A 24,395-nucleotide genomic window follows, 5' to 3' on the forward strand; every position below is an offset into this window, starting at 1 on the left:
GCGGACATGTCCTTAAAATGAGTTTCCGCGAATGCGTCTAATTTTATTGGAGCGAAAGTATTTCTTGAGAGGGTTAAAGCGCGTCGGGTTGAAACGGATTCCGTCGGCGCATTTTAAGCTTTTGTTTTATAAATGTCGTTGTCCCAAAACCGCCGCGCACTCTTGGGCGACATGCATTAGTCTCGTCCACCGTCGGTCTGCTTCAATTCGTCCAGCGTAGGCATGGAAACGATGTGATAGCCGGAATCGACATAGTGGATTTCGCCGGTAACGCCGGAAGATAGATCGGACAGTAGATAAAGCGCGGAGCCGCCGACCTCGTCGATGGTCACCGTACGACGCAGCGGCGAGTTGCGCTGCTGGTAGGAGAACATGTGGCGGGCGTCGGAAATGCCGGCGCCGGCAAGCGTGCGCACGGGTCCAGCCGATATGCCGTTGACCCTGATGCCGCGCGGACCGTAATCATTGGCGAGGTAGCGCACACTGGCCTCCAGCCCTGCCTTGGCGACGCCCATGACGTTGTAGTTCGGCATGACGCGGACCGACCCCGCATAGGTCAGCGTGATCATCGATCCGCCGTCCTGCATCAGGGCGGCGGCATGGCGGGCGATCTCGGTAAAGGAGTAGCAGGAGATCACCATGGTGCGGACGAAATTGTCCCGGCTGGTGTCGGCGTAAAGGCCTTTCAACTCGTTCTTGTCTGAAAAGCCGATGGCGTGGACGACGAAATCCAGCCCGCCCCATTCCTTGCCCAGGGTCTCGAACGTCGCGGCGACCGACGCGCTGTCCTCGACGTCGCACGGCACCACCAGCGAGGCACCGAGCTTGTCTGCCAGCGGCTTGACCCGGCGCCCGAAGGCATCGCCCTGATAGGTGAAGGCGAGTTCCGCCCCATGTTCGGATAATTTCCGGGCAATGCCCCAGGCGATCGAATGATCGTTGGCGACACCCATGACAAGCCCGCGCTTGCCCTTCATCAATCCGTCCATGGCCGCCAATCCTTATTAAAAAAAACGCTGGCCTTATGCGGAATAGCGCTGGAAAACGAGCGTTGCGTTGGTGCCACCGAAGCCGAACGAATTAGACAAGACAGTGTCGATCCTGGCGTCGTCGATGCGCTTTCGCACGATCGGCATGCCCTCGAATTCGGGGTCGAGGGTCTCGATATGGGCGCTTTCGCCGATGAAACCGCCCTGCATCATCAGGATCGAGTAGATGGATTCCTGCACGCCGGCCCCGCCCAGAGAATGGCCGGTCAGCGATTTTGTCGAGGTGATGTAGGGCATCTTTTCGCCGAACACCTCGCGGATCGCGCCCATTTCCTTGGAATCGCCCACCGGCGTCGATGTGCCATGGGTGTTGATGTAATCGACCGGCGTGGAAACCGTGGCCAGTGCCTGGCGCATGCAGCGGACCGCGCCCTCGCCTGACGGGGCAACCATGTCGTAGCCATCCGAGGTCGCGCCGTAGCCGACGATCTCGGCGTAGATCTTGGCGCCGCGCGCCTTGGCATGCTCAAGCTCTTCCAGCACCAGCACGCCCGCGCCGCCGGCAATGACGAAGCCGTCGCGATTGGCGTCATACGCGCGCGAAGCGGTCGATGCCTTGTCGTTAAACTTCGACGACATGGCGCCCATGGCGTCGAACAGGTCCGACATCGTCCAGTCGAGATCCTCGTGGCCGCCGGCAAAGACTATGTCCTGCTTGCCCCACTGGATCAGTTCGTAGCCATTGCCGATGCAATGCGCCGAGGTCGAACAGGCCGAAGAGATCGAATAGTTGACGCCGTGAATCTTGAACCAGGTGGCAAGCGTCGCCGATGCGGTCGACGACATCGCCTTCGGCACCGCGAACGGACCGATACGCTTGGGACTGCCGTTCTTCAGCGTGGTCTCGGCCGCCTCGAAGATGGTGCGGGTGGATGGTCCGCCCGATCCCATGACGATGCCGGTGCGCTCATTGGTGATGTCGCTCTCTTCGAGGCCCGCATCCGCGATCGCCTGGTCCATGGAGACGTGGTTCCAGGCCGCACCTTGGCTCAGGAAGCGCATCGCCCGGCGGTCGATCATGGCGGATGGATCGAGCGTCGGCGCGCCCCAGACCTGGCATCGGAAGCCATGCTCGGCGAACGAATCGGAGAAACTGATGCCGGATCTGGCGTCATGCAGCGAGGCTTGCACTTCGTTGGCATTGTTGCCGATCGACGACACAATGCCGAGGCCTGTGACTACGACACGTCTCATTCGCAACTCCTTCCAGGGATGCTGGCCAGGAGGCTGGCCAGGGCTGCGGTCAAACGACCGCCGACTGCTTGGACAGACCGACCTTCAGGTCCGTTGCCGCGTATATGGGCTCGCCGTCCGCCTTTAGCCAGCCATCGGCGATGCCGAGCACCAGCCGGCCTCGCATCACGCGCTTGAAGTCGATGCCATACTCGACCTTTTTCACCGAGGGCGTCACCATGCCCTTGAATTTCACTTCACCGGTCGACAGCGCCATTCCCTTGCCGGGTTCGCCGAGCCAGCCAAGATAGAAGCCCGTCAATTGCCACATGGCGTCGAGGCCGAGGCATCCCGGCATGATCGGATTGCCGATAAAATGGCAGGCAAAGAACCACAGGTCGGGCTTGATGTCGAATTCCGCGCGGATGAAACCCTTCTCGAAGGCGCCGCCCGTCTCGCTGATCTCGGTGATACGGTCGAACATCAGCATGGGCGGATAGGGAAGCTGGGCATTGCCCGGTCCGAACAGTTCGCCGCGGGCGCAGGCCAGCAATTCGTCGTACTCGTAGCTGGATTTACCCGGCATCAATCTCTCCCCATATCGTTCCGGGCTATCGGGCGCCCTTGTCGTTGGTTTCCTAACACAATCTGTTTCAGGCCGGAAACCGGCGTTTGCGCTTAACCTGCTCGTCTGCCTGGGTCAATGCGCGCTATTGATCGCATTCGGGCGACAGAATATATGTCGGCGGAGGCCCGGTTTCGGCAGACGTTCATTTTTTTGCCATTCTGGGCGTGTCTTGGGGCGGAACTGTGGGGTTCGACAAGAAGATGGACCTGGACGGCCGGAAGGAAAATGTCGCTGTGGACAAGCGGGTCCGTGAAGCCGGCCTAAGGCCGACGCGTCAGCGCATTGCGCTGGCCGATCTGCTTTTCGCCAAGGGCGACCGTCATCTGTCGGCCGAGGAACTGCACGAGGAGGCCGTCGCCGCCGGCGTGCCGGTGTCGCTGGCCACCGTCTACAATGCCCTCCACCAGTTCACCCAGGCGGGACTGCTGCGCATCCTCGCCGTCGAGGGCGCCAAGACCTATTTCGACACCAACACCTCCGACCATCACCATTTCTATATCGAAGGCGAGAACCGCATATTCGACATCGACAGCGGTCCGGTGACCGTTGCCAACCTGCCGGAGCCGCCGGAGGGGATGGAAATCGCCAATGTCGACATCGTGGTGAGGCTGCGCCCCAAGCGCCGCGAATGAGCGGCGAGGGATTGAAGCCGCTTGATCTGACGATACGGCTCGAATGGGCAATCGTTGCGGTGGGCGCCTTCGTATTCTATGCGTCGATCGGCGTTTCCTGGTGGCTCTTCGGATTGCTTGTCCTGGCGCCTGACCTGTCGATGTTCGGCTATCTGGCGGGACCGCGCGTCGGCGCCCTTGCCTACAACGCCTTGCATATTCTGATCGTGCCCGTGCTGCTGCTGCTCGCCGGGCACATGGAGGGCAATGCGACCGTGATGGCGGTTGCGCTGATCTGGATCGCCCACATCGCCATCGACCGTGCGCTGGGCTACGGCCTGAAGCTGCCAACCGGCTTTCAGGACACCCATCTCGGCCGCATCGGGCGCTAAACCACGACCGCGACTCTTCGAGATGTCGCGGTCAAAAGGGGTAAAAATCAGTTCTTGACCCGCTCGCCGGGGTAGGCGCCCCAGACGATCGACTGGGCAAGCCAGCCGGTGTGGCCATCGAACGTCATTTCGCACCACTGGCCATCGCAGGATTTGATCGTGCCCATGACGCCCGGCTCGACCATCGCGACCACCCTTGCGTCCTTGTCGGGGCTGTTGAGAAGATTGATCTGGGCGCCCTTGCCGCGCTGCCACGGTGCGACGATTGCCGTGCGCCGGCCGGAAAGCAGCGACTGGTTGATCCAGCCTTCCGACCCATCGGCATCGCGCACGCGGCGCCATGTATCGAATTCCTGGATGATCTCCATCGGCAGGCCGGCCTTCATATACATCCAGTCGACCGAGTAGTTGGCGCCGGGGCCGACGCGCGAGTTGACGCGGCCGGATTTCAGGCTGACGAATCGCGGCAGCGGCAAACCGCTCGGCCCGAGCGTGACGACGCTCTGCGCGGGTGCCGCCGCGCTCTGCGCCGCGGCAAGCGGAGAATAAAGCAAAGCGCCGAGAAGTGCTGCGCTGAGGGTCAGGCGAAACGACGCGAAACCAGACACTTTCATTCCTTTCGGCGCTTGCCTGGCGGCAGCGGCGCCCCTTTTTCTTTGTCTTCGGCGGCACCGCTTGTTACATGAGGTAATCGGTACCGCGACCGGCTTTCAGTTTCGCCGGTCTTGGTTAAAGAGGTCTCAACGAGATCGGGGTACGAGGAAACAATGGTAGGCAAAAAGAAGCCTCTCGTCGTCATCACGCGAAAGCTGCCCGACCCGGTCGAGACCCGCATGCGCGAACTGTTCGACGCCCGGCTGAATGTCGAGGACAGGCCGATGACGCAGCCGGAACTGGTCGCGGCTGTCAAGGAGGCCGACGTGCTGGTGCCGACGGTGACCGACCACATCGACGCGGCACTGATCGCCCAGGCCGGCGACAACCTCAAGCTGATCGCCAATTTCGGCAATGGCGTCGACAAGATCGATGTCGAGGCCGCGGCCAAGAGGGGCATCACCGTCACCAACACGCCCAATGTGCTGACCGAGGACACAGCCGACATGACCATGGCGCTGATGCTGGCGGTGCCGCGGCGGCTGGCGGAAGGAGCCAACGTGCTCACCGGCGACAAGAAATGGGCCGGCTGGTCGCCGACCTGGATGCTTGGCCGGCGCATCTGGGGCAAGCGGCTGGGCATTGTCGGCATGGGGCGCATCGGCACCGCCGTCGCCAGGCGGGCCAAGGCCTTCGGCCTGTCGATCCATTACCACAACCGCCATCGCGTGCTGCCGGCCGTCGAAGACGGGCTGGAGGCGACCTATTGGGAAAGCCTCGACCAGATGCTGGCCCGCATGGACATCATTTCGGTCAATTGCCCATCGACGCCGGCAACCTTCCATCTGCTTTCGGCGCGGCGGCTGGCGCTGCTGCAGCCCACGGCCTATGTCGTCAACACCGCGCGCGGCGACATCATCGACGAGGAAGCACTGGTCAAGCTGATCCAGGACGGCAAGATTGCCGGCGCCGGCCTCGATGTCTACGAGCACGAGCCGGCTTTGAACGGCAAGCTGCTGAAGCTCGCCGCCAAGCACAAGGTCGTGCTTCTGCCGCATATGGGCTCGGCGACGCTGGAAGGCCGCATCGACATGGGTGAAAAGGTCATCATCAACATCCGCGCCTTCGTCGATGGCCATCGCCCTCCGGACCGCGTGCTGCCACTGCGAACCTGACGCAATCGAAACGCAGATGAAAGACCGGGCTTACACAAGCACCTTGCGCATGGTGATCGAGGTCGGCCTGTCGTAGCCCTCATGCGCCGTCCGTTCGGTCTCATAAAAGCCGAGGCGGGCAAAGGCTGCATGGTTTCCGGTCAGCTCGATCCGCGTCTGAAGCTCGATTGCCACCTTGCCGTGGCTGCGGGCAAGATCTTCGACCGCCTGCATCAACCGCCGGCCAATGCCCTGTCCCTGGCAGTCCGGCGCGATGGCGAGCTTGCCGACATAAAGTTCCGCCAGCCTTTCAAGGGCAAAGATACAGCCGACGATCCTGTCGCCGTTGAGTGCCACGAAGCCGGTCTCCCGCCGAGCCTTGTCCCGCAGGCTGTCCGCGGTCAGCAGGTGGGCGGAGGAGGGTGGGTCGATAACCCCGTCCATCGAGGCGAAGGCACGCATGATCAGTGCGAGCACATCGTTCCAACGGTCGAAATCGGCCGGAATCTGCGCAATGGAGACAGCTTCGGTCCGCTCCACGCAGTCAGTTTCTCTTGTAGCGGATCGTGTCGAAGCGCGCCGCCAGCCCATCATAGAGCAGCAGCCTGCCGACCAGCGGCTCGCCGACGCCGGTGATCAGCTTGATCGTCTCCATTGCCTGCAGCGTGCCGACGACACCGGTCAGCGCACCAAGCACGCCGGCTTCGGCACAGGACGGCACCAGGCCAGGCGGTGGCGCCTCGGGAAACAGATCGCGGTAGCCCGGATTGGGCTTGCCGTCCTTGCCGTCCTCGAATGGCTTCAGCACCGTGACGGAGCCGTCGAAGCGTCCGACAGCGGCATGCACCAGCGGTTTCCCAGCGTTCGCGCAGGCATCGGCCACCACATAGCGGGTTTCGAAATTGTCGGAACCGTCGACGACGATGTCATAGCCGGCGACGAGGGCGGGGGCATTGTCCGTGGTCAGCCGGAACGTGTGCGTTTCGACAGTGGTGTTGGGATTGATGCGGGCGATTGCCGCCTCGGCGCTATGGGTTTTCAGCATGCCGACACTATCGGTGCCGTGAATGACCTGACGCTGCAGGTTGGAAAGCGAAACGGTGTCGTCATCGACCACGCCGAGCGTGCCGACGCCGGCGGCGGCAAGATATTCAAGCACCGGTGCGCCCAGCCCGCCGGCGCCGATGACCAGCACTCGCGCCTGCTTCAGCCTCTGCTGGCCGGCGCCGCCGATCTCGGGCAGCACGATGTGGCGGGCATAGCGTTCGATCTCGTCGGCGTTCAGGGCGGCAGGGGTCATCGCCGGATCATATAGCGGCTGAAAAACCTTGTCAGGGGCTAATCCATGACATGCATAAACCTGCGGCGGGTCGCCCAAAAGTGCGAAGCGGTTCTGGGATGATGACCTATGCAAGCGTCAAATATCTAGATCGTTGGCCCAACCGTGCCGTGGTCGACAGTCAGGAATTGCGCACGCCCCTTGAGACTGGAAAACAGCGCCGCATCGGTTCCGGTCATGAACACCTGGCAGTTCAATTCCTCAAGGATGGAAAACAACGCCGCGCGCCGCCCGCCATCGAGATGCGCGGCGATCTCGTCGAGCAGCAGGATAGGTGTCATGCCCGACATTTCGCCGGTCAGCCGGGCATGCGACAGCACGATGCCGACCAGCAGCGCCTTTTGCTCGCCTGTCGAACAGAGCTCGGCCGGCGTCGCCTTGGGACGGTGCCGAACCACCAGATCCGAGCGGTGTGGCCCTTCGAGCGTGCGCCCGGCGGCGCGGTCGCGGTCGCGTCCGTTGGCAAGCGTCCGGCGGAAGCGCTCCTCGACATCGACTGCTGGCATGCTGGAAACCTCGGCCTCCAGGTCCCCCGAAAGGCCGATATCGGCCTGCGGAAACGGCCCCGTGTCGGGCAGCCTGTCGATCATGGCGGCGAGCAGGCGCACCATCTCGGCCCGTGCCGCGGCGATCGCCACACCGGTCTCGGCCATCCGCGTCTCGATCGCGTCGAACCAGCGGTCGTCCCGGGATCCTTCGGTAAGCAGTCGGTTACGGCCACGCATCGCCTTTTCGTAATCGATCGCACGTTGCCCGTGGCCGGGGTCGATCGCCAGCACCAGCCGGTCGAGAAAGCGCCGTCGATCCGCGGCCGGTCCGGTGAACAAGGCGTCCATCGCCGGCGTCAGCCACACCACGCGCAGCCATTCCAGCATGTCCTCGGCCGAACGTGCCGAAGCTCCGTTGATGCGCACCCGCCTGCCGCCTTCGCCGGGGCTGTCGCCGCCGGAAATGCCTGTTCCGATCTCGACTTGACCGTCAGCTCCGTCGAGCCGGGCATGCAGGGCAAAGCCGCCATCGCCACCCTCGCGCGCGACATCCGCATAAGGGGCGCGGCGCAAGCCCCGCCCCGGTGTCAAAAAGGAGATCGCTTCGAGGAGATTGGTCTTGCCGGCACCATTGTCGCCGGAAAAAACCACGGCACCCGGCGCCAGATCGATCGTCAGCGCCGCGTAGTTGCGAAAATTAGTAAGCGTAAGCTTACTTATGTAGGTCTGTGCCGGCAACCGCTATCCGCCTGTAGAGCGGTTCATCGTTTCACGGAAACGCCGAACCGCTCTATCTCTTTGTTTTGACGCAATTCCGGACGGAAAACCGTTTCACACTTTCCTGGAATTGCTCTGGAAGTCGCCGCAACCATCGTTCTCATAGCCGGTCCCGGCCGCAGAGCCGGATTGATGACTCGGCCTAGGCTACACCCGCATCGGCATCAGCACATAGAGTGCGGTTTCGTCGGCCATGTCGTGGATCAGCGTCGGCGAACCGGCGTCGGCCAGCATGAACTTGGCCTCCGTGCCGGTCAGTTGCGCGGCAACGTCGAGCAGATACTTGGCATTGAAGCCGATTTCGATCGGATCCGACGAATAGTCGGCGGCCAGTTCCTCGGTGGCGCTGCCTGAATCCGGATTGTTGACCGCAAGCGTCACCTGACCCTCGCTGATCGAAAGCTTCACCGCGCGGCCGCGTTCGGAAGAGATGGTGGAGACGCGATCGACAGCGGCGGCAAAACTCTGGCGGTCGATGATCAGCTTTTTGTCGTTGCCGGTCGGAATGACCCGCTGATAGTCGGGGAAGGTGCCGTCGATCAGCTTCGAAGTCAAAATCACGCTGCCGATGGTGAAGCGGATCTTGGTGTCCGACAGTTCGGTGGTGACCGCGACGTCCGGATCGTCCACCAGCTTCTGCAGCTCGCTCACCGTCTTGCGTGGAATGATGATGCCCGGCATGCCCTCGGAACCCGCCGGCGCGTCGATTTCGGCGCGCGCCAGGCGGTGGCCGTCGGTCGCCACCGAGCGCAGCTTCAGCTTGCCGCCGACCTCATGCGTGTGCAGGTAGATTCCGTTCAGATAATAGCGTGTCTCCTCGGTGGAGATGGCGAACTGGGTCTTCTCGATCAGGCCCTTCAGGGCAACCGAGTCGAGGCGGAAGATATGCGAGAACGATCCGGCCGAAAGCTCGGGGAAGTCGGATTGTGGCAGGCACTGGAGGCGGAAGCTTGAGCGGCCTGACGTCACCGTCATGGCGTTGCCGTCCTCGTCCGTCTTCAGCATCACCTCAGCGCCGTCGGCGAGCTTGCGAACGATGTCGTAGAGCAGATGTGCCGGAACCGTCGTCGCCCCGCCGCGCTCCACCTTGGCGGGCGTCGCTTCCGTCACCTCGAGGTCGAGATCGGTCGCCTTCATTTCAAGGCTGGCGCCTTCGGCGCTGAGCAGCACGTTGGACAGGATCGGTATGGTGTTGCGCCGCTCGACCACACGGTGGACGTGGTTGAGCGACTTCAGGAGGTTTGACCGTTCCAGGATAACACGCATGACGAAACAGGCTCGCTTGAATGAATGACGGGTCACCAATGAGCGGCGTCCCGCGAAAGGTCTGAACAGGCTCAGAATCTGCGTAAACTGACAGGAAAAAACCGGCAAACGCAAGCCCGCGCCACCGGTTAGGGTCGGCTGCGCGGGCTTTCTGGGGATAAAGGGCACGAAGCCCGCGAGCCGGTGTTGTAAAACCGAAATCCGGGCCGCTTCCAGGCGGCGCCACGAGCCCATTCCGGGCCCCGGACCGCACAGGCAAGCCATTGAATTCCGGTGTTGTTCCGGTTCGGGCTCGCCCGGACCGGTCAGGCTTGGTCGTTGATCAACCGCCTCAAGAGCTCGAGTTCTTGCGCCAGCGTGTTGTCGTTGCCGGAAAGGTCCTCGATCTTGCGCACGGCGTGCAGCACGGTGGTATGATCGCGGCCACCGAAACGCCGTCCGATCTCGGGCAACGAGCGCGGCGTCATCACCTTCGACAGGTACATAGCCACCTGCCGCGGCTTGACGATGGTGCGCGTGCGCCGGTTGGACAGCAATTCGGTCTTCGACACATTGTAGTGGCGCGCGACGATGCGCTGGATGTCCTCGATACGGATCCGCTTCGGCTCGCCGGTTCGATAGATGTGGCCGAGGATTTCGTCGATCCGGTCGATGGTGATCTGCGGCTCGAAGGATTGACGGAACAGCAGCTGGTTGAAGGCGCCTTCCAGTTCGCGTCCGCTGCCGGTCACGGTGCGGGCAACGTGATTGAGGATCTCTTCCGAAATGTTCAGCGACGCATCATCGACCCTGGCGGTGGCAAGGCGCAATTTGAGCATGCCAAGGCGCATGGCGAAATCGGGCGCCGACATTTCAAGCGCGACACCGCCATTGAGGCGCGAACGGACCCGCGGTTCGAGCGATTCCAGTTCCGACGGCGGCCGGTCGGCGGCAACGACGACCTGCTTGGCGCTATCGAGCAACATGTTGATCAGGTGGCAGAATTCATGCTGGATCGACTTGCCCTGCAGGAATTGCATGTCGTCGATGATGAGCAAGTCGATGTCGCGCAGCTGTTCCTTGAGCGTCAGCGCGTTGTTGTCACGGATTGCGGTGGCAAAGCGCCACATGAAATACTCGGCCGTGAGATAGACGACGCGCGACTTGGGATTCTGCTTCAGCGATTCCGCGGCGATAGCCTGCAGCAGATGTGTCTTGCCGAGCCCGACGGTTGCGTGAAGGAAAAGCGGGTTGAAGCGCACCGCGCTCGATTGCGATTCCGCCACTGCCTTGGCGGCGGCGAAGGCCACCCGGTTCGACGGGCCCTCGATGAAGGAGCCGAACGTATAGCGAGGATCAAGCGGTGACCCCAGCACATTGTGCCGGAATTCGCTCTCGACCGGCGTGCCCGGACGCGGAACCGGTGCACGCTCTGTCCGGCCGGGGCTGACGGTGCCCGCGGCAAGCGCCGTCTGCGTCTGCCGCGTCATCTTGCGTGCCGGTACCACCTCCGGCTCGGCTTGGCTGCGTCCCTGACGGGTCGCCGTGCGCACGACAATGTCGATCTTGAGGAGATCAGGATCCTCCTGCTTCCACAGCTCGGAGATGAGGTCGAGATAGTGGCCGTTGATCCACGAGCGCAGGAAGGCGGTGGGCACCGAGATGCGGACAATGCCCTTGGAAGCCTCCGCGACCTTCATGCGGCCAAACCAGCTCGAATAGACTTCGGTTCCCAGACGCGCCTTCAACTGAGTCTTGACCCGGTCGAATTTTTGCTCCGCGTCGCTGGACACCGCCATGTCTTTTGCTCCGATCAAAGTTCCAGGAAATGGGAGGTCGCCCGTAAGTTCCCTTTCGATGCCGCTCTGCATGATCTTTTCCTTGTCCTTCCGTACCTGTTTTCCACCGGGGATGCGCCTCCTGCATCCGGTTCCGGCGACTGCGTCTTTGCTGCGATGTCCGCTGCCGCCGCCGGCAGATGAACGTCGCCCATTGTCTGCGGGAACCGGTGCCGGCTCAAGGAAGCCAGTCCGCGTTGGGTATGTCAGGGCAACAAAACACCGTCCGTCGAAAAGATCGCCGGCCGCCGTCTACCCGCCATGTCTAGTTACGCCAGTCCCCTACCGCATCGAAAAAGACAAACCAAACCCGTCCGCAGACTTGATCCGCGTTGCAAATCCCGCCAATTTAAGCTGGTCCGTGTCAGGCTGGTTGAGGGCCAGAGGCCCGTCCCTTTCGATAGATCGACATTACCGAAATCGCTGTGGATAGGGCAAGGCCACGTCTAACGGATTTTTAAGGAATCTGGTTACTGGAGGCGGGTTCGGGTGGCGTACCGCAACGGCACATTTTAACAAAGCCATTGTGATTCAAACCCTTTTCCGGCGAATATGAAAAACCGGGCGCTGAGAGAAATATTCTGAAATAATTCACTTGACAGCCACTTGTCCCCCATCGCCCCGGCTCGATGTGGACAAGCTGTGGATCACCGCCGGTAAACGTCTGAAAATTAAAGACTATTTTTGGTAGCTAAGAATCCGCAAGCCGGTCATTTCCAAGCGTGCTGATCAAGTGCAGGCATGCATATGCCGGCAAAGTATTCCCAATGGTGAAATCCGCATAGAACGTCGTTTCCGGACATTCTTTTTAAGTGCTTGCCGGCAAACGAAAAAACCCGGCACAAACGGCCGGGTTCGAACAACGTCAGTGTAGGCAAGTAATGTCAGGCTGACAGGACTTTGACCCGTTGAGCCAGTCGCGACACCTTGCGGGACGCCGTGTTCTTGTGGATCACGCCTTTGGTAGCGGCGCGCATCAATTCCGGCTCCGCGATCTTGAACGCAGCCTGCGCGGCGGCCTTGTCACCGGAGGCAAGCGCCTCTTCGACCTGGCGGATATAGGTGCGCACGCGCGAGCGGCGATTCTTGTTGATCGCTGCGCGGCGTACGATCTTGCGCGTTGCCTTTTTGGCCGAGGATGTATTGGCCATGATGCCTCTCTTCTGATCTGGTCGGCGCATGCGGGATGCCGCAGGGCGCAAAAAACAAACGGGCAGCCACGGGGCCGCCTCGGTTGGTGGGGCTTATAGTTCAGCTTTTCCGGCGCGTCAACGCTGCCCGGCCTTCTTTTTGGCGGCCAACAACCATCTTCTTCGCAGCTGAAGGATTGGCGTCAGCGGTTGGTGAAATTCGGCTTCCGCTTCTCGGCGAACGCCGCCATGCCTTCCTTCTGATCGTCCAGCGCAAACAGCGAATGAAACAGTCGGCGCTCGAACCGCAATCCCTCGGCAAGCGTCGTCTCGAAGGCGCGGTTGACAGCCTCTTTTGCCATCATCACCGATGGCAGCGAGAAACTGGCGATCTTGGCGGCCGCCTTCAGCGCCTCCTCAACAAGGTCGCCCGCGGGCACGACCCGCGACACTAGGCCCGAACGCTCGGCTTCGGCGGCATCCATCATCCGCCCGGTCAGGCACATGTCCATCGCCTTCGCCTTGCCGACGAAGCGGGTCAGCCGTTGCGACCCGCCCATGCCTGGAATGACGCCGAGCGTGATTTCGGGCTGGCCGAACTTTGCCGTGTCGGCGGCGATGATGAAATCGCACATCATCGCCAACTCGCAGCCGCCGCCGAGTGCATAGCCCGCTACGGCCGCGATAACAGGCTTTCGCGCCCGCGTAAGCTCCTCCCAGCCGACGAAGAAGTCTTGGGCGTAGGCGTCCGCATAGGAGATCGACTGCATCTCCTTGATGTCGGCGCCGGCGGCGAAAGCCTTTTCGGAACCGGTGATGACCATGGCGCCGATATCGGCATCGGCACCGAAACCGTTCACGGCCGCGACCACTTCGGTCAGGATCCGCGAGTTCAGCGCGTTGAGCGCCTGCGGCCTGTTCAGCCTGATCAGTCCGACCTTGCCATGCGTCTCGATGATGATCGTTTCATAGGTCATGACTGCTTCTCCTCGCTCGCGCTCGTCTAACTCACCGCTGACATGTCCGGCAATAGAAGGTCGATCGGCCGCTCTGCACGATCCGTTCGATGTGGCCACCGCAGCCGGGTTTCGAACAGGCCTCGCCTTCGCGGTCGTAGACGGCGAAGGAATGCTGGAAATAGCCCAGGGACCCATCGGTCTGCATATAGTCCCGCAGTGAGGACCCGCCTGCCGCGATCGCATCTGATATCACCGAGCGAATGGCTCCGGCGAGGTGTTCGCTTTGGGCCTGGGCTTTCTTTCCGGGCTTGGCGATCGTGCCCGCCTCGCGCAGCGGCGACAGGCCGGCGCGCCACAGCGCCTCCGACACATAGATGTTGCCGAGCCCGGCGATCAGCCTCTGGTCGAGAAGCGCTGCCTTCAGCGGCGATCGCCGCCCTTTCATCAATGAGGCAAGCAGGGCGCCGTCCAACGCGTTGCCCGTTGGCTCAACGCCCAGTCCGGCCAGCATCGGATGAACGTCCGGCCCTTCCGCAAACAACATGAAGCCGAAGCGGCGCGGATCATTGAAGATCACGCGAGATCGGACGCCTGCCGGAGATACGACATGGAAGACGACGTGGTCGTGGTTGGAACTCTTCGAGCGGTCGTGCTGGAAGATGCCAGGCATGTCGCTGCCGTCCGCCGTTTCGATGCGGAATGAGCCCGACATGCCGAGATGGCAGATCAGCACGGGACCGCCTTTCAGGTCCATCGTCAGATATTTGGCCCGGCGACCAAGTGCCGTGATCGTCTTGCCGGTCAGCCGCTGCGAGAATTTCTCGGGAAATGGAAAGCGCAGATCCGGTCGGCGCGCCTCGACACGGGCAATGGTTGCGCCTTCCAGAACCGGCTGCAGTCCGCGCCGGACGGTTTCGACCTCCGGCAATTCAGGCATGACCGCCAATCGCCGTATAGAAAGAAGTGCCATAGCGGCCGTGCGCCAGCCCAAGATGCTCGGCCACGGTTTCACCGATGTCGGCGAATGTCGTTCTCAGCCCGATGTCGCCGCCCTTGAAACCCGGTCCGGTGCCGACCACCGGAATGCGCTCGCGCGTATGATCGGTACCGCGCCAGGTCGGATCGTTGCCGTGATCGGCCGTCAGGATGAGAAGATCGCCCTGCCGCAGCCTTGCAAATGCCTCCGGCAGTCGCCGGTCGAAGGCTTCGAGCGCGGCGGCATAGCCTGCAACATCGCGGCGATGACCGAATTCGGTGTCGAAGTCGACGAAATTGGCGAAGACGAGATCACCGTTGCCGGCATCATCCATCGCGCCCAGCGCCTCGTCGAACATCGCCATGTTGCCCGCCGCCTTGCGCACTTGCGAAATTCCGCGATGAGCGAAGATGTCGCCGATCTTGCCGATGGCGATGACACGGCTGCCACGCGCCGTCAGCCGGTCGAGCAGCGTCGGCTCCGGCGGCGGCACGGCGTAGTCACGGCGGTTGTAGGTCCGCTCGAAAGTGGCGGCGGTTTCGCCGACGAAGGGCCGTGCGATAACCCGTCCGATCCTCAGCGGGTCGACCAGCTTGCGTACCACCTTGCAGAATTCATAAAGCCGCTCGAGACCGAAATGGACCTCATGCGCGGCGATCTGCAGGACCGAGTCGACAGACGTGTAACAGATCGGCATGCCGGTACGGATGTGCTCCTCGCCGAGCCGCTCGATGATCTCGGTGCCCGGCGCATGACAATTGCCGAGAATGCCCGGCACCTTGCCTTCGCGGATCATCGCCTCGGTCAGTTCAGCCGGAAAGGCGGGAACCGTATCCGGGAAATAGCCCCAGTCCAGGCGCACCGGCAGGCCGGCGATTTCCCAATGGCCCGATGGTGTGTCCTTGCCGCTTGAAATCTCCTGCGCGGCACCGTGGAAGGCCGTGGCAAGCAGATCCGTCCCGCTGCTGGCAAAGCCCAGTCCCGTCGCGGTTTCGGCAGCCTTGCCAAGCCCGAGCGAGGCCATGTGGGGGACAAACAGCGGTCCAGCGCGAAGCCCCTCGCGATCCGCGCGGCCTTCGGCACAGGCCTCGGTGATGTGCGCGAATGTGTTGGCGCCGGCATCGCCGTAGCGGTCGGCGTCGGTCGCGCCACCGATGCCGAAAGAGTCAAGAACGAAGAGGAAAGCGCGCGCCATCGAGTTGTTGCCAGTTTGAACGACCAGACATAGGGTTCCGCGACTTCATTGGCAATTCGGAAACCAAACGGCAACGGCTTGGCGCGATAGTCCAGTGATGTCGCCCAAAGGTGCGCAGCGGTTTTGGGCAACGACATGCACGAACAAGGAATGCATGTCGCAACGATGCGACGGATGGGTATGGGTCGAGGAAACGAGACGGCGGTTCGGAGCGTTGCACTGAAGGCCTCTGCTGCCCTCATGCTGGTGCAGGCCGTGGTCTGCTCCAGTCCGGCGCATGCCGACTGGCGCGATGATATCCGCACGTTTCGCATCGGCATCGTTGCCGAACCAGACGCCGGCAACACCGTTCCCAGGCTGGCTGTGTTGACCGACGCCTACACCAAGGCCCTGGGCATGAAGGTCGAGTTTGTCGTTGCCCGTGACTATGCCTCGCTGATCGAGGCGCAGGCCAATGCCCGCATCGAATACGCGATCTATTCGGCGACCGCCTATGCGACGGCCTCGCAGCGCTGCGAATGTATCGAGCCGCTTGTGGCTCCGGTCGATTCCGACGGTGCGATCGGCATCCGCTCCGTTCTGCTGACGCGGGACGGCAAGCTGCCCGACCTGGCTGCGATGGAGAGCCATCGCATCGCCATGGCGCCTTCTGACAGCGTCGGCGGTTCCCTCTTGCCACTTGCGGCTTTGACCGGGGAAGGCCGCGAGGTCGCTGAAGACGCACCGTTTCTGGTCCATGCCGACTCGGCCGCGGCCGCCGAGACGATGCTGATCGATGGTAGGGCCGATGGCCTGTTCGGCTGGGCGACGGCCGTTGCCGACGGTCAGCCGGAAGCATCGGGCACGCGGGCGAGGTTGGAGGCGGCAGGGCTCTCGGTAACGGCCCTTCGTGTCGTGTGGACGTCGGGCCTGCTGAGATATGGCCCCCACGCGGTGCGCAGCGATCTTGATCCTGAAGCCAAGCGCCGGCTCACCGTGTTCCTCACCAACCTCAAGTCGATGACGCCTGATATCTACGACCTCCTGGAAACGAAGCATTCCGGTGGCTTCGCTACCGTTACCCCAAAGGATTACGAGATGGCTGCTTCCATCGTGCGCTTCGTCTCGGCCAGAGGTCAGCAGTAGTAGCGCAATTCCAAAACGGAAAATTTGCGTAACGGCTTCTCATCTGCAATCGCGTGGCAACCAAGAGCCAAAACGGTTCTGCGAACCGCCTGGCCGTCTCGGTTCAACAGTCGCCGCAAGGGACCGTCACGCTTCTGCGGGGACGCAGATAGTAGGTTTCGCCCATCGGCAACTTGTTGAAAACCGAGGTCAAGGCAAGCTGGATGACCGGCTCGTAGACGAGATTGCTTTCGACGCGGATGAGGAAGGTATTGGCGACCTTGAGCGATGCTGGAACTGTGGTCTCCGTGGTCGCGACTGCGCCGGGGCTGGCGACGCCCGCGACCAACTTGCGTGACCATACCACCAATGCCTTCGTCCCGTCGGCCGAGACCTGTATCGCCGTTATGGTGATGCTCGGGGCCGAGCGGCTGTAGGGCTGAAGGGTGACGGTGCCGATCTTCATGATGCCCTCGACATCCGCCTTGACGACGCTTGTCTGCTGGGTGACGAGATCGGCCACCATGCTGCCGATACGACTGACCTTCTTGCTGGTCTCGATGGCTTGTGACGCCTCCATGGTCACGAAATACATGATCAGCAGAATGGGCATGATCAAGGCGAATTCGACCGCTGCGATGCCGCGGCGATCGGACCAGAATCGACTTGCTTTCAGCCAAACTCCCGTAGTCCCGAGATGTGCCCCCGCACGCATCATGCCCATTGCCCTTTATCTTTCTACTGCTCGTGCATCCGCCTCGAACTCAGTTGTCGAACGGCTCGTTCTGCCAGGTCACGGATGCGAAATGCAGAGTCTTGTTGCCGCCCATCGACTGGGCCAAAAGGTCGGTCATGATGGGCCATTTGTAAAAGACCCGCAGCATGTTCCTCGATTCCGCCGCACCCGCCGTAACGACAAAGTTCTGCTCGGTGGTGCCGTTCGTCAGCTTGACATCGTTGTCCTTGATCTTGAAGCCGGCCAAGGCCGCGTCGGCGAATGTCGCATATTGGCGAAGATCCACCATCAACTGAAGCTTGCAATCCTGGGCGACGATGATCTGCAGTTTGTTGCAGATCGTGGTCTTCAACCCGTCTTCAGTGACGGTGGCCGCCTTTAACTGGCCGGTGCGCAACTGGCGCGCGACATCGTCGGTGATGTTGGCCATCACTTCCTGCGCGGCAAACGAGATGCAGCTTTCCAGAATGGCAAAGACAAGCAATGCGAACGGGACTGAAAGGATCGCGAATTCGATTGCCGTGGCGCCGCGGCGGTCGCGAAGAAAACGGGCGAAAAACCTTGGGCTTCTCGCCTTGTGTTCGCCTGCGGAGCCGAATTCCTTGCTCATGTCTGATCCTGCCGATCTCTATGCGGTCTCGGAAGGAGCAACTAGCGCAAACCGATTGAGGTCCGGTTTGGATGATCGCTAAAGTCGGCGCTGGCTTCTTAACCAGCCGATAACCTGAACGGCATTCGGCTGCACCATCCTAATGGCTGACACTCATCTCCGCTTCGGAGGACTTCTCCGCATCGCTCTTGTAGGAGCTTTCGCAATAGGGCGTGCAGGACATCGTCTGGATTTCGGCACGCCTATAGATACGCACGGACGAGGCGGCCTGGCGCACGACGGTAACCTGCTCGTCGACGATTGGGCTGCCGTCGGTGTCGAGCACGACCAGATTGGTGACGCCGAAGCCCTTGCCGGTCAGCACGATCGTCGAGGCGTCCTGCACGGAAGCGTCGGCGATTGCCGGGTTACCGACCACGATGGTGTCGGCGGGGCGCGACAGTTTGACGATCTTGGCCTGGTTCATCGTGACCTCGATGCCGGGGCCGGCCATGGCTGGCGCGACGAAGGTCGTGGCGGCAAGAAGCGCGGCAATCACGATTGACGATCTCGGCTGGGCCATTGAGGCGCTCCACGCAAGCAGACTGATCAACGGAACATGAACGAGATTGGTGAACCAACGGTTAAGCATGCGGTGCTGCCAATGGTGCCATGGCCAACAAGGGCGCCCGCGAGGCGCGATCCGGTCGGGGGCCGCAAGCCCACCAAACCCGGGACTGGAAGGCTCGGCGATACTTTAGCCCGAAGTTAACCACGCAATATGTTCGAACCGGGAAAGGAATCGGTAAGGCTGTTTATTAAGCCGATCGAAAGAGCTTCTCCCTAGATTGGCAGCATCCGATCAACCATCACAGAAGTTGACGGAAGTGCTGTAACACGTGGAGTAGGAGCTCTCGAATGTCTAATCTCATCGCACGTTTTGTGAAGGACGAATCCGGCGCGACCGCTATCGAATATGGTCTGATCGCCGCTCTCATCGCGCTCGCCATTATCACCGGCGCCACCTCGCTCGGAACTGCGCTCAACGGTAAGTTCACCGCCATCGGAACCACCTTGACCAACAGCGGCGGCTGATCGGCCCTATCGCCGAGCATTTGGATTGCGTTTTGGAAAAGGGCCGCCGCATGGCGGCCCTTTTTCCATGCCGCTGCCAACATCACTCGTCTTTTCGTTCCGGGCCTCATCAATCGTTAATCGAACATTCCTAGATTGAGCCCTGTGAAATCGGACAATAGGCATGGCGCCGATGCTTGAAGCCCTGATCTTCGTCGTTTTTCCGTTCTGCATGCTGTTTGCCGCGATCTCCGACATGCTGTCGATGACGATCGCAAATCGCGTGCCGGTTCTGCTCGTCGTTGTTTTCGCACTGGTCGCGCCGCTGACGGGTATGGAATGGGCGGCCTATGGCGGGCATTTCGCCGCCGGCGCCCTGGTTCTGGCCGTGACGTTCGGCCTGTTTGCGATGGGCGGCATGGGCGGCGGCGACGCCAAGCTTTTGGCCGCCACCGCGATGTGGATGGGTCTCAATGTCAGTCTCGTCGAGTATCTTGTCGCCTCGACCATCATCGGTGGCCTGCTGACGCTCGCGATCATCCTCTACCGGAAGTCGTTGCTTGCGGCAGTTACCGGCCAGAATCCGTTTCTGCGCCATTTCGCCGACGAGGCAAAAGGCGTTCCTTACGGCGTAGCGCTCGGCCTTGGTGGGTTGCTGACCTATCCGGATTCGCCTTTGATGGTATGGGCGCTCACTAGGCTCGCGACCTGACCGCGAATTAATTTTGTTGTCTGTCAGCATTGCCGCAACCGGTTCTCAACAGGCCCGGCCCCGGCCATTTTGGCCGATCAGGGCACATTCCGGCTAATTTATGTAAACCTTAAATTAATCACGATCGTAAGCATTACATTAACCTTGTTTTGACGATTGCCGCTGCAAAGTCCGGCCTGGCTACGTGGTTTGCCAGGGCAAGGGTTCGGACAGATGCCAGCATCGCGATTGATAATTCTGATCGTGGCGGTGGCCGCGGCCGGTGGCGCGGGCTATGTCGCGAAAAACATGGTGGCACCGCCGCCCCAGGTCGTCGTCGATTCCGGCCCCCAGGGCCCGGCCGTGGCTCTGCAGGATGTGCTTGTGCTTTCGGGCGACGTTCCGATGGGCAGCCCGATCGAAAACAACATCGCCTGGCAATCCTGGCCCGCCGACGGCGTCAATGCGAATTTCATCACCCGCACCGCCGAGCCCGAGGCGCTGGAGAAGCTGAAGAGCTCTCTTGCCCGTGTGGCGATGTATGCCGGAGAGCCTCTGCGGCGTTCCAAGCTGATCGGCGAGGGGCAAAGCTTCATGTCGTCGATCCTGCCTTCCGGCATGCGGGCGGTCGCCACGGCTATTTCGGCCGACACGTCGGCCGGCGGCTTCATTCTTCCGAACGATTTCGTCGATGTGATCATGACCCGCAGAGCCGATGCCAGTGCCGCTGGCGCCGGTTTCAACACCGAGACCATCCTCAAGAACATCCGCGTCCTGGCCATCGACCAGACCATTCAGGAGGACGAGGAAGGCAAGAAGACCAGGGTGGGCCAGACCGCCACGCTGGAACTGACGCCCAAGCAGGCCGAGATCATCACTGTCGCCCAACAGATGGCCGATCGCTTGACCCTGGCGCTGAGGGCGGTCGCGGATACGCAGGAAAAGAATCTGGGTGAGGCCGACTACCTCGTTTCCGGCAATGGCCACAGGGGAACGGTGAGGCTGATCAAGTCGGGCGAAGTTTCCGAAGTAGGGGCAAGGAAATGAGGCTAAGTGGTAAACTGCCGGCAATCGCAGCCGCGGCATTCGGCCTGCTGCTCGTCGGAACGAATGTGCAAGGCAGCGCTGTCGAGGCAAAGAATGCCCAGGTCACGGCATCGACGGCCACCCAGCGCGTCAAGCTTGGTCTTAACAAGTCGGTGGTCATCGACCTGCCGAGCGATGCCTACGACATTCTCGTCGCCAACCCGGCGGTGGCCGATGCGGTGACCCGCACCGCAAGGCGCATCTACCTGTTCGGCAAGGCGGTCGGCGAGACGAACATCTTTGTCTTCGGCCCGAATGGCGAGCAGATAGTCAGTCTGGATCTGGCCGTCGAACGCGACGTTGCCGGCCTCGAGGATTATATCAGGCGCTTCCTGCCGACGTCGGCCGTCAAGGTGGAACTGCTGAACGACAACGTCGTTCTCACAGGAACCGTGGATACTCCCTTAGATGCCAAGCGGGCCGAAAAGCTGGCAAATATGTTCGTGTCGGGTGGTGAAGCGACGACAGGACAATATTCCCAGACCGCGGCCGGCGGATCGGCCCAGAGCGGTGTCGACATCAACAACCCGGACCAGGAGCGCCGCACCAGCCAGATCGTCAACCTGATCCAGATCATCGGCGACGACCAGGTCACGCTGAAGGTGACGGTCGCCGAGGTCAGCCGCTCGGTGATGAAGCAGCTCGGCGTCAACATGGTCGGCAGCGGCGGCAGCAACGGCATCAGCTACGGCGCGCTCAGTGACCCTTTCACGGGTCTCGGCAAGCCGCTGTCGAATGCGGGCTTCAATATCGCCGCCTCGGGGCTGCAGGCCTATATCAACGCCATGGAGCAGTCGGGGGTCATGAAGACCCTGGCTGAGCCGACCCTGACCGCCGTGTCCGGTGAGAAGGCGACCTTCAAGGTCGGTGGTGAATACAATATGGTGACCGGCGTTTCCGCGAACGTATCGCAAGACAACCAGACCGGCCTGAAGACCTACAGCGTTGAAAAGATCGAGTACGGCATCGGCCTGGAATTCCAGCCGGTGGTGTTGTCTCCCGGCCGCATAAGCCTGAAAGTCAGAACCTCGGTTTCCGAACCGACAACCGAGGGGTCCGTGTCGGCATCCACGGACAATCAGAGTATCGGCATGAATGCCCTTTCGCTGCGCAAGCGTCTTGCCGATACGACGGTGGAATTGCCATCTGGCGGCTCTATGATGATCGCCGGCCTGGTTCGCGACGATGTCAGGCAAGCCGTCAACGGCTTGCCGGGGCTGACAAAGATACCGGTACTCGGCGCGCTTTTCCGCAGCAGGGACTTCGTGCGCAACGAGACCGAGCTCGTCATCATCATCACGCCCTATCTGGTGAAGCCGGTGGCGCGCAACGACCTTGCCAAGCCGGACGACAATTTCAACGCCGCCAGCGATGGCGCCGGCATGTTCCTCGGCCGCGTCAATCGCGTCTACGGCACCATGCAGACCGACAAGCCCAACGGCCGCTACCACGGCGTCGTCGGCTTCATCTACAAGTAAGCGGGGAAGCGGACATGTCTCAGTTAGTATTGAAGGCAAGCACCATCGCCACAACGATGCGCTTTGGCCGTTCGCAAGTTTGCCGGCGAGCCGTTCCAGTCGTGGCGGTTGCGGTTGTGGCGCTGCTCGCCGGCTGCGCCCATCGCGACAGCATCACCGTCGGCGCCATCCCGGATGATTATCGCACCAACCATCCGATCGTGATCGCGGAAAAGAATCAGAAGATCGACCTGCCGGTGGGCGCCGGCGATCGCGGCATGACCGGCTCGCAGCGCGATACGCTTTCGGGCTTTCTCGACGGTTACGACAAGAGCGCCGCCCCGGCGCTGACGATCGCAATCCCGAGCGGATCGGCCAACGAGGTCGCTGCGACGGCGGCGGCCCGCGATTTTGGCCGGCTCGCGATCGCCGCCGGCGTCAAGCGCAACCGGATCGTTGTCACCTCCTATCAGGCTGCCTCGAGCGAGGTATCGTCGCCGGTTCGCGTCGCCTTTGTAGCGGTGAGGGCGCAGACCGACAAATGCGGACGCTGGCCCGACGACCTCGTCGATACGTCGGAAAACAAGCACTATGCCGACTTCGGCTGCTCCTATCAGAACAATCTTGCCGCCCAGATGGCCAACCCGACCGACCTGCTCGGCCCGCGCAAGCCTGCCAATATTGATCCGGCAAATCGTAGCCAAGCCATCGACGTCTACCAAAAGAGAGGCATCTCAGATGAGTTCCTCGGCAATTCGGAAGTGACGTACTGAGCCGCCAGTCTCGGATTGAACAGGCCACGGGAAAGAGCATGACGATGAGCAACCTTGCCTACGACGCCCCGGTGGACGGCAGCGATACCTCGCAGCAGGACATCGCCGCGATGCAGGCATTGCGGCCGATCCCGCGCATCTCGATCCAGGCATTCTGCGAGACCGAGGGCGTGGCCAATCCGGTCGAGCGCGCCGGCGAGGACCGCCGCATGACGAAGGCGCATCTCAAGGTCCACATGGGCGGCGTCCCCACCGCCATCGAATTCTACCAGTCGGCGCCGACGCCCAACCTGATCCTGCTGGAATCGCGCAGCGAGCCGAAGCAATTGCTGGAGCAACTCGCCCAGCTCTCGGAATATTGCGATCCGACCTCGAAGGTGGTGGTGATCGGTCATTACAATGATGTTGGTCTCTACCGCGAACTCATCCGCAACGGCATTTCCGAATATGTGATCGCACCGGTGTCGATGGCCGACATCGTCAGCGTGATATCGTCGATTTTCATCGATCCGGAAGCCGAGCCGCTCGGCCGCTCGATCGCCTTTGTCGGCGCCAAGGGTGGTGTCGGCTCCTCGACGATTGCCCACAATGTAGCCTGGGCGATGTCCACCCTATTCAAATCCGAAGTGGTCGTCGCCGATCTCGATCTGGCGTTCGGCACGGCCAACATCAACTTCGACCAGGATCCGGCGCAAGGCATCGCCGAGGCGGTGTTTTCGCCGGAGCGTATCGATGAAGTCTATCTTGACCGGCTGCTGACCCAGTGCGCCGAGCATTTGTCGCTGCTGGCAGCGCCTTCGACGCTCGATCGGGTTTATGATTTCGATTCCGAGGCCTTCACGCAGCTCATTGACACCGCTCAGCGCAGCGTGCCGCTTTTGGTTCTCGATGTTCCCCATGTCTGGACGGGCTGGACCAAGAACACCCTGATCAAGGCCGATGAGATCGTCATCACGGCGACGCCGGAACTGGCCAATCTGCGCAACACCAAGAACCTTGTCGACATGCTGAAGCGGCTTCGTCCCAACGACCCGCCGCCGAAGCTGGTCATCAACCAGGCCGGCGTCCCGAAGCGCCCGGAGATTTCGCCGTCCGATTTCGCCGAGCCGCTCGGCCTGTCGCCGATGTCGGTCATTGGGTTTGATCCGTTGCTGTTCGGCAATGCCGCCAACAACGGACGCATGCTCGGCGAAATGGATGCCAAGAACCCGGTTGTCGCAATGATCAACGAAATCGCGCATGTGCTGACCGGGCGCAGCGAAATCAAGGCCAAGAAGAAGGCCGGGCTTGGCAATTTGCTCGGCAAGCTCTCGCGCAACAAGAAGTGATGCTTCAGC

26 protein-coding genes are annotated in these 24,395 nt (G+C 61.6%); 10 read left to right on the plus strand and 16 right to left on the minus strand.

The window, feature by feature from the left end; all coding sequences use genetic code 11:
- Positions 1-176 precede the first annotated feature (176 nt).
- The 3 genes from fabI to fabA are packed head-to-tail and all read right to left on the minus strand — an operon-like array spanning position 177 to position 2,808.
- Positions 177-989 carry an enoyl-ACP reductase FabI gene (fabI, locus tag NKH03_RS06000; RefSeq protein WP_109666399.1) on the minus strand — a complete coding sequence of 271 codons (813 nt, stop codon included), beginning with the start codon at positions 987-989 and terminating at the stop codon, positions 177-179.
- A 33-nt stretch (positions 990-1,022) separates the two neighbouring features.
- On the minus strand, positions 1,023-2,243 hold the full coding sequence (gene fabB / locus NKH03_RS06005; protein ID WP_023758107.1) for a beta-ketoacyl-ACP synthase I: 1,221 nt from the start codon (positions 2,241-2,243) through the stop codon (positions 1,023-1,025).
- A gap of 49 nt (positions 2,244-2,292) precedes the next feature.
- Positions 2,293-2,808: a 3-hydroxyacyl-[acyl-carrier-protein] dehydratase FabA gene (gene fabA, locus NKH03_RS06010; protein ID WP_352870148.1), complete on the minus strand. Its 516-nt coding sequence runs from the start codon at positions 2,806-2,808 to the stop codon at positions 2,293-2,295.
- Between the two features lie 242 nt (positions 2,809-3,050).
- Between fabA and irrA the strand changes: the two genes are divergently transcribed.
- Positions 3,051-3,482, plus strand: a complete 432-nt coding sequence (gene irrA / locus NKH03_RS06015; RefSeq protein WP_024503471.1) for an iron response transcriptional regulator IrrA — start codon at positions 3,051-3,053, stop codon at positions 3,480-3,482.
- Positions 3,479-3,853 carry a DUF4260 domain-containing protein gene (locus tag NKH03_RS06020; RefSeq protein ID WP_352967606.1) on the plus strand — a complete coding sequence of 125 codons (375 nt, stop codon included), beginning with the start codon at positions 3,479-3,481 and terminating at the stop codon, positions 3,851-3,853. Before irrA ends, NKH03_RS06020 begins: the two co-directional genes overlap by 4 nt.
- Before the next feature lie 47 nt (positions 3,854-3,900).
- Here the strand turns inward: NKH03_RS06020 and NKH03_RS06025 are convergent, their stop codons facing one another.
- Positions 3,901-4,461, minus strand: a complete 561-nt coding sequence (locus NKH03_RS06025; RefSeq protein ID WP_352870150.1) for an SH3 domain-containing protein — start codon at positions 4,459-4,461, stop codon at positions 3,901-3,903.
- Between the two features lie 159 nt (positions 4,462-4,620).
- On the opposite strand from NKH03_RS06025, the gene NKH03_RS06030 reads away from it, so the two are divergent.
- Positions 4,621-5,622 carry a 2-hydroxyacid dehydrogenase gene (locus NKH03_RS06030; RefSeq protein ID WP_352870151.1) on the plus strand — a complete coding sequence of 334 codons (1,002 nt, stop codon included), beginning with the start codon at positions 4,621-4,623 and terminating at the stop codon, positions 5,620-5,622.
- Between the two features lie 30 nt (positions 5,623-5,652).
- On the opposite strand, the gene NKH03_RS06035 is transcribed toward NKH03_RS06030, so the two are convergent.
- The 9 genes from NKH03_RS06035 to NKH03_RS06075 form a co-directional block, all read right to left on the minus strand.
- The gene (locus NKH03_RS06035) at positions 5,653-6,141 is read right to left on the minus strand and encodes a GNAT family N-acetyltransferase (RefSeq protein WP_352967607.1); all 489 of its coding nucleotides are present in this window, start codon (positions 6,139-6,141) and stop codon (positions 5,653-5,655) included.
- Positions 6,142-6,145: 4 nt separating this feature from the next.
- On the minus strand, positions 6,146-6,901 hold the full coding sequence (locus tag NKH03_RS06040; protein WP_352967608.1) for a molybdopterin-synthase adenylyltransferase MoeB: 756 nt from the start codon (positions 6,899-6,901) through the stop codon (positions 6,146-6,148).
- Positions 6,902-7,026: 125 nt separating this feature from the next.
- Positions 7,027-8,166, minus strand: a complete 1,140-nt coding sequence (gene recF / locus NKH03_RS06045) for a DNA replication/repair protein RecF (protein ID WP_352967609.1) — start codon at positions 8,164-8,166, stop codon at positions 7,027-7,029.
- Positions 8,167-8,352: 186 nt separating this feature from the next.
- Positions 8,353-9,471, minus strand: coding sequence for a DNA polymerase III subunit beta (gene dnaN, locus NKH03_RS06050; RefSeq protein WP_352629705.1), 1,119 nt, complete (start codon positions 9,469-9,471; stop codon positions 8,353-8,355).
- A 305-nt stretch (positions 9,472-9,776) separates the two neighbouring features.
- Positions 9,777-11,321, minus strand: a complete 1,545-nt coding sequence (dnaA, locus tag NKH03_RS06055; RefSeq protein WP_352967610.1) for a chromosomal replication initiator protein DnaA — start codon at positions 11,319-11,321, stop codon at positions 9,777-9,779.
- A gap of 851 nt (positions 11,322-12,172) precedes the next feature.
- On the minus strand, positions 12,173-12,439 hold the full coding sequence (gene rpsT, locus NKH03_RS06060; protein WP_013533694.1) for a 30S ribosomal protein S20: 267 nt from the start codon (positions 12,437-12,439) through the stop codon (positions 12,173-12,175).
- A 182-nt stretch (positions 12,440-12,621) separates the two neighbouring features.
- Positions 12,622-13,395: an enoyl-CoA hydratase gene (locus NKH03_RS06065; protein WP_352967611.1), complete on the minus strand. Its 774-nt coding sequence runs from the start codon at positions 13,393-13,395 to the stop codon at positions 12,622-12,624.
- 31 nt (positions 13,396-13,426) lie between these two features.
- On the minus strand, positions 13,427-14,314 hold the full coding sequence (mutM, locus tag NKH03_RS06070) for a bifunctional DNA-formamidopyrimidine glycosylase/DNA-(apurinic or apyrimidinic site) lyase (RefSeq protein ID WP_352967612.1): 888 nt from the start codon (positions 14,312-14,314) through the stop codon (positions 13,427-13,429).
- Positions 14,307-15,548 carry a phosphopentomutase gene (locus NKH03_RS06075; RefSeq protein ID WP_352967613.1) on the minus strand — a complete coding sequence of 414 codons (1,242 nt, stop codon included), beginning with the start codon at positions 15,546-15,548 and terminating at the stop codon, positions 14,307-14,309. The genes mutM and NKH03_RS06075 overlap by 8 nt, the downstream gene beginning before the upstream one ends.
- A 240-nt stretch (positions 15,549-15,788) precedes the next feature.
- Between NKH03_RS06075 and NKH03_RS06080 the strand changes: the two genes are divergently transcribed.
- Positions 15,789-16,673: a phosphate/phosphite/phosphonate ABC transporter substrate-binding protein gene (locus NKH03_RS06080; protein WP_352967614.1), complete on the plus strand. Its 885-nt coding sequence runs from the start codon at positions 15,789-15,791 to the stop codon at positions 16,671-16,673.
- Between the two features lie 103 nt (positions 16,674-16,776).
- Here NKH03_RS06080 and NKH03_RS06085 read toward each other — a convergent pair whose 3' ends face one another.
- The 3 genes from NKH03_RS06085 to NKH03_RS06095 form a co-directional block, all read right to left on the minus strand.
- A complete protein-coding gene (locus NKH03_RS06085) occupies positions 16,777-17,370 on the minus strand; it encodes a TadE/TadG family type IV pilus assembly protein (protein ID WP_352967615.1) in 594 nt (197 codons plus the stop codon).
- Positions 17,371-17,416: 46 nt separating this feature from the next.
- A complete protein-coding gene (locus NKH03_RS06090) occupies positions 17,417-17,998 on the minus strand; it encodes a TadE/TadG family type IV pilus assembly protein (RefSeq protein ID WP_352967616.1) in 582 nt (193 codons plus the stop codon).
- A gap of 139 nt (positions 17,999-18,137) precedes the next feature.
- Positions 18,138-18,560: a pilus assembly protein N-terminal domain-containing protein gene (locus tag NKH03_RS06095; RefSeq protein WP_352870162.1), complete on the minus strand. Its 423-nt coding sequence runs from the start codon at positions 18,558-18,560 to the stop codon at positions 18,138-18,140.
- 335 nt (positions 18,561-18,895) lie between these two features.
- Here NKH03_RS06095 and NKH03_RS06100 point away from each other — a divergent pair, with 335 nt between their 5' ends.
- The 6 genes from NKH03_RS06100 to NKH03_RS06125 all read left to right on the plus strand — a co-directional run bounded on the left by NKH03_RS06100 (position 18,896) and on the right by NKH03_RS06125 (position 24,386).
- Positions 18,896-19,072, plus strand: coding sequence for a Flp family type IVb pilin (locus NKH03_RS06100; RefSeq protein ID WP_352967617.1), 177 nt, complete (start codon positions 18,896-18,898; stop codon positions 19,070-19,072).
- A gap of 172 nt (positions 19,073-19,244) precedes the next feature.
- Positions 19,245-19,763 carry an A24 family peptidase gene (locus NKH03_RS06105; RefSeq protein WP_352967684.1) on the plus strand — a complete coding sequence of 173 codons (519 nt, stop codon included), beginning with the start codon at positions 19,245-19,247 and terminating at the stop codon, positions 19,761-19,763.
- A 213-nt stretch (positions 19,764-19,976) separates the two neighbouring features.
- On the plus strand, positions 19,977-20,789 hold the full coding sequence (gene cpaB / locus NKH03_RS06110) for a Flp pilus assembly protein CpaB (protein WP_352967618.1): 813 nt from the start codon (positions 19,977-19,979) through the stop codon (positions 20,787-20,789).
- On the plus strand, positions 20,786-22,306 hold the full coding sequence (locus NKH03_RS06115; RefSeq protein ID WP_352967619.1) for a type II and III secretion system protein family protein: 1,521 nt from the start codon (positions 20,786-20,788) through the stop codon (positions 22,304-22,306). Before cpaB ends, NKH03_RS06115 begins: the two co-directional genes overlap by 4 nt.
- 14 nt (positions 22,307-22,320) lie before the next feature.
- Positions 22,321-23,058 (plus strand): CpaD family pilus assembly protein, encoded by a 738-nt coding sequence (locus NKH03_RS06120; RefSeq protein ID WP_352875861.1) that lies wholly within the window; start codon positions 22,321-22,323, stop codon positions 23,056-23,058.
- A 38-nt stretch (positions 23,059-23,096) separates the two neighbouring features.
- A complete protein-coding gene (locus tag NKH03_RS06125; RefSeq protein ID WP_352875859.1) occupies positions 23,097-24,386 on the plus strand; it encodes a CpaE/TadZ family protein in 1,290 nt (429 codons plus the stop codon).
- Positions 24,387-24,395: the final 9 nt, after the last annotated feature.

Origin of the sequence: Mesorhizobium sp. M1406, from assembly GCF_040317555.1 — a bacterium.
Lineage (GTDB): Bacteria > Pseudomonadota > Alphaproteobacteria > Rhizobiales > Rhizobiaceae > Mesorhizobium.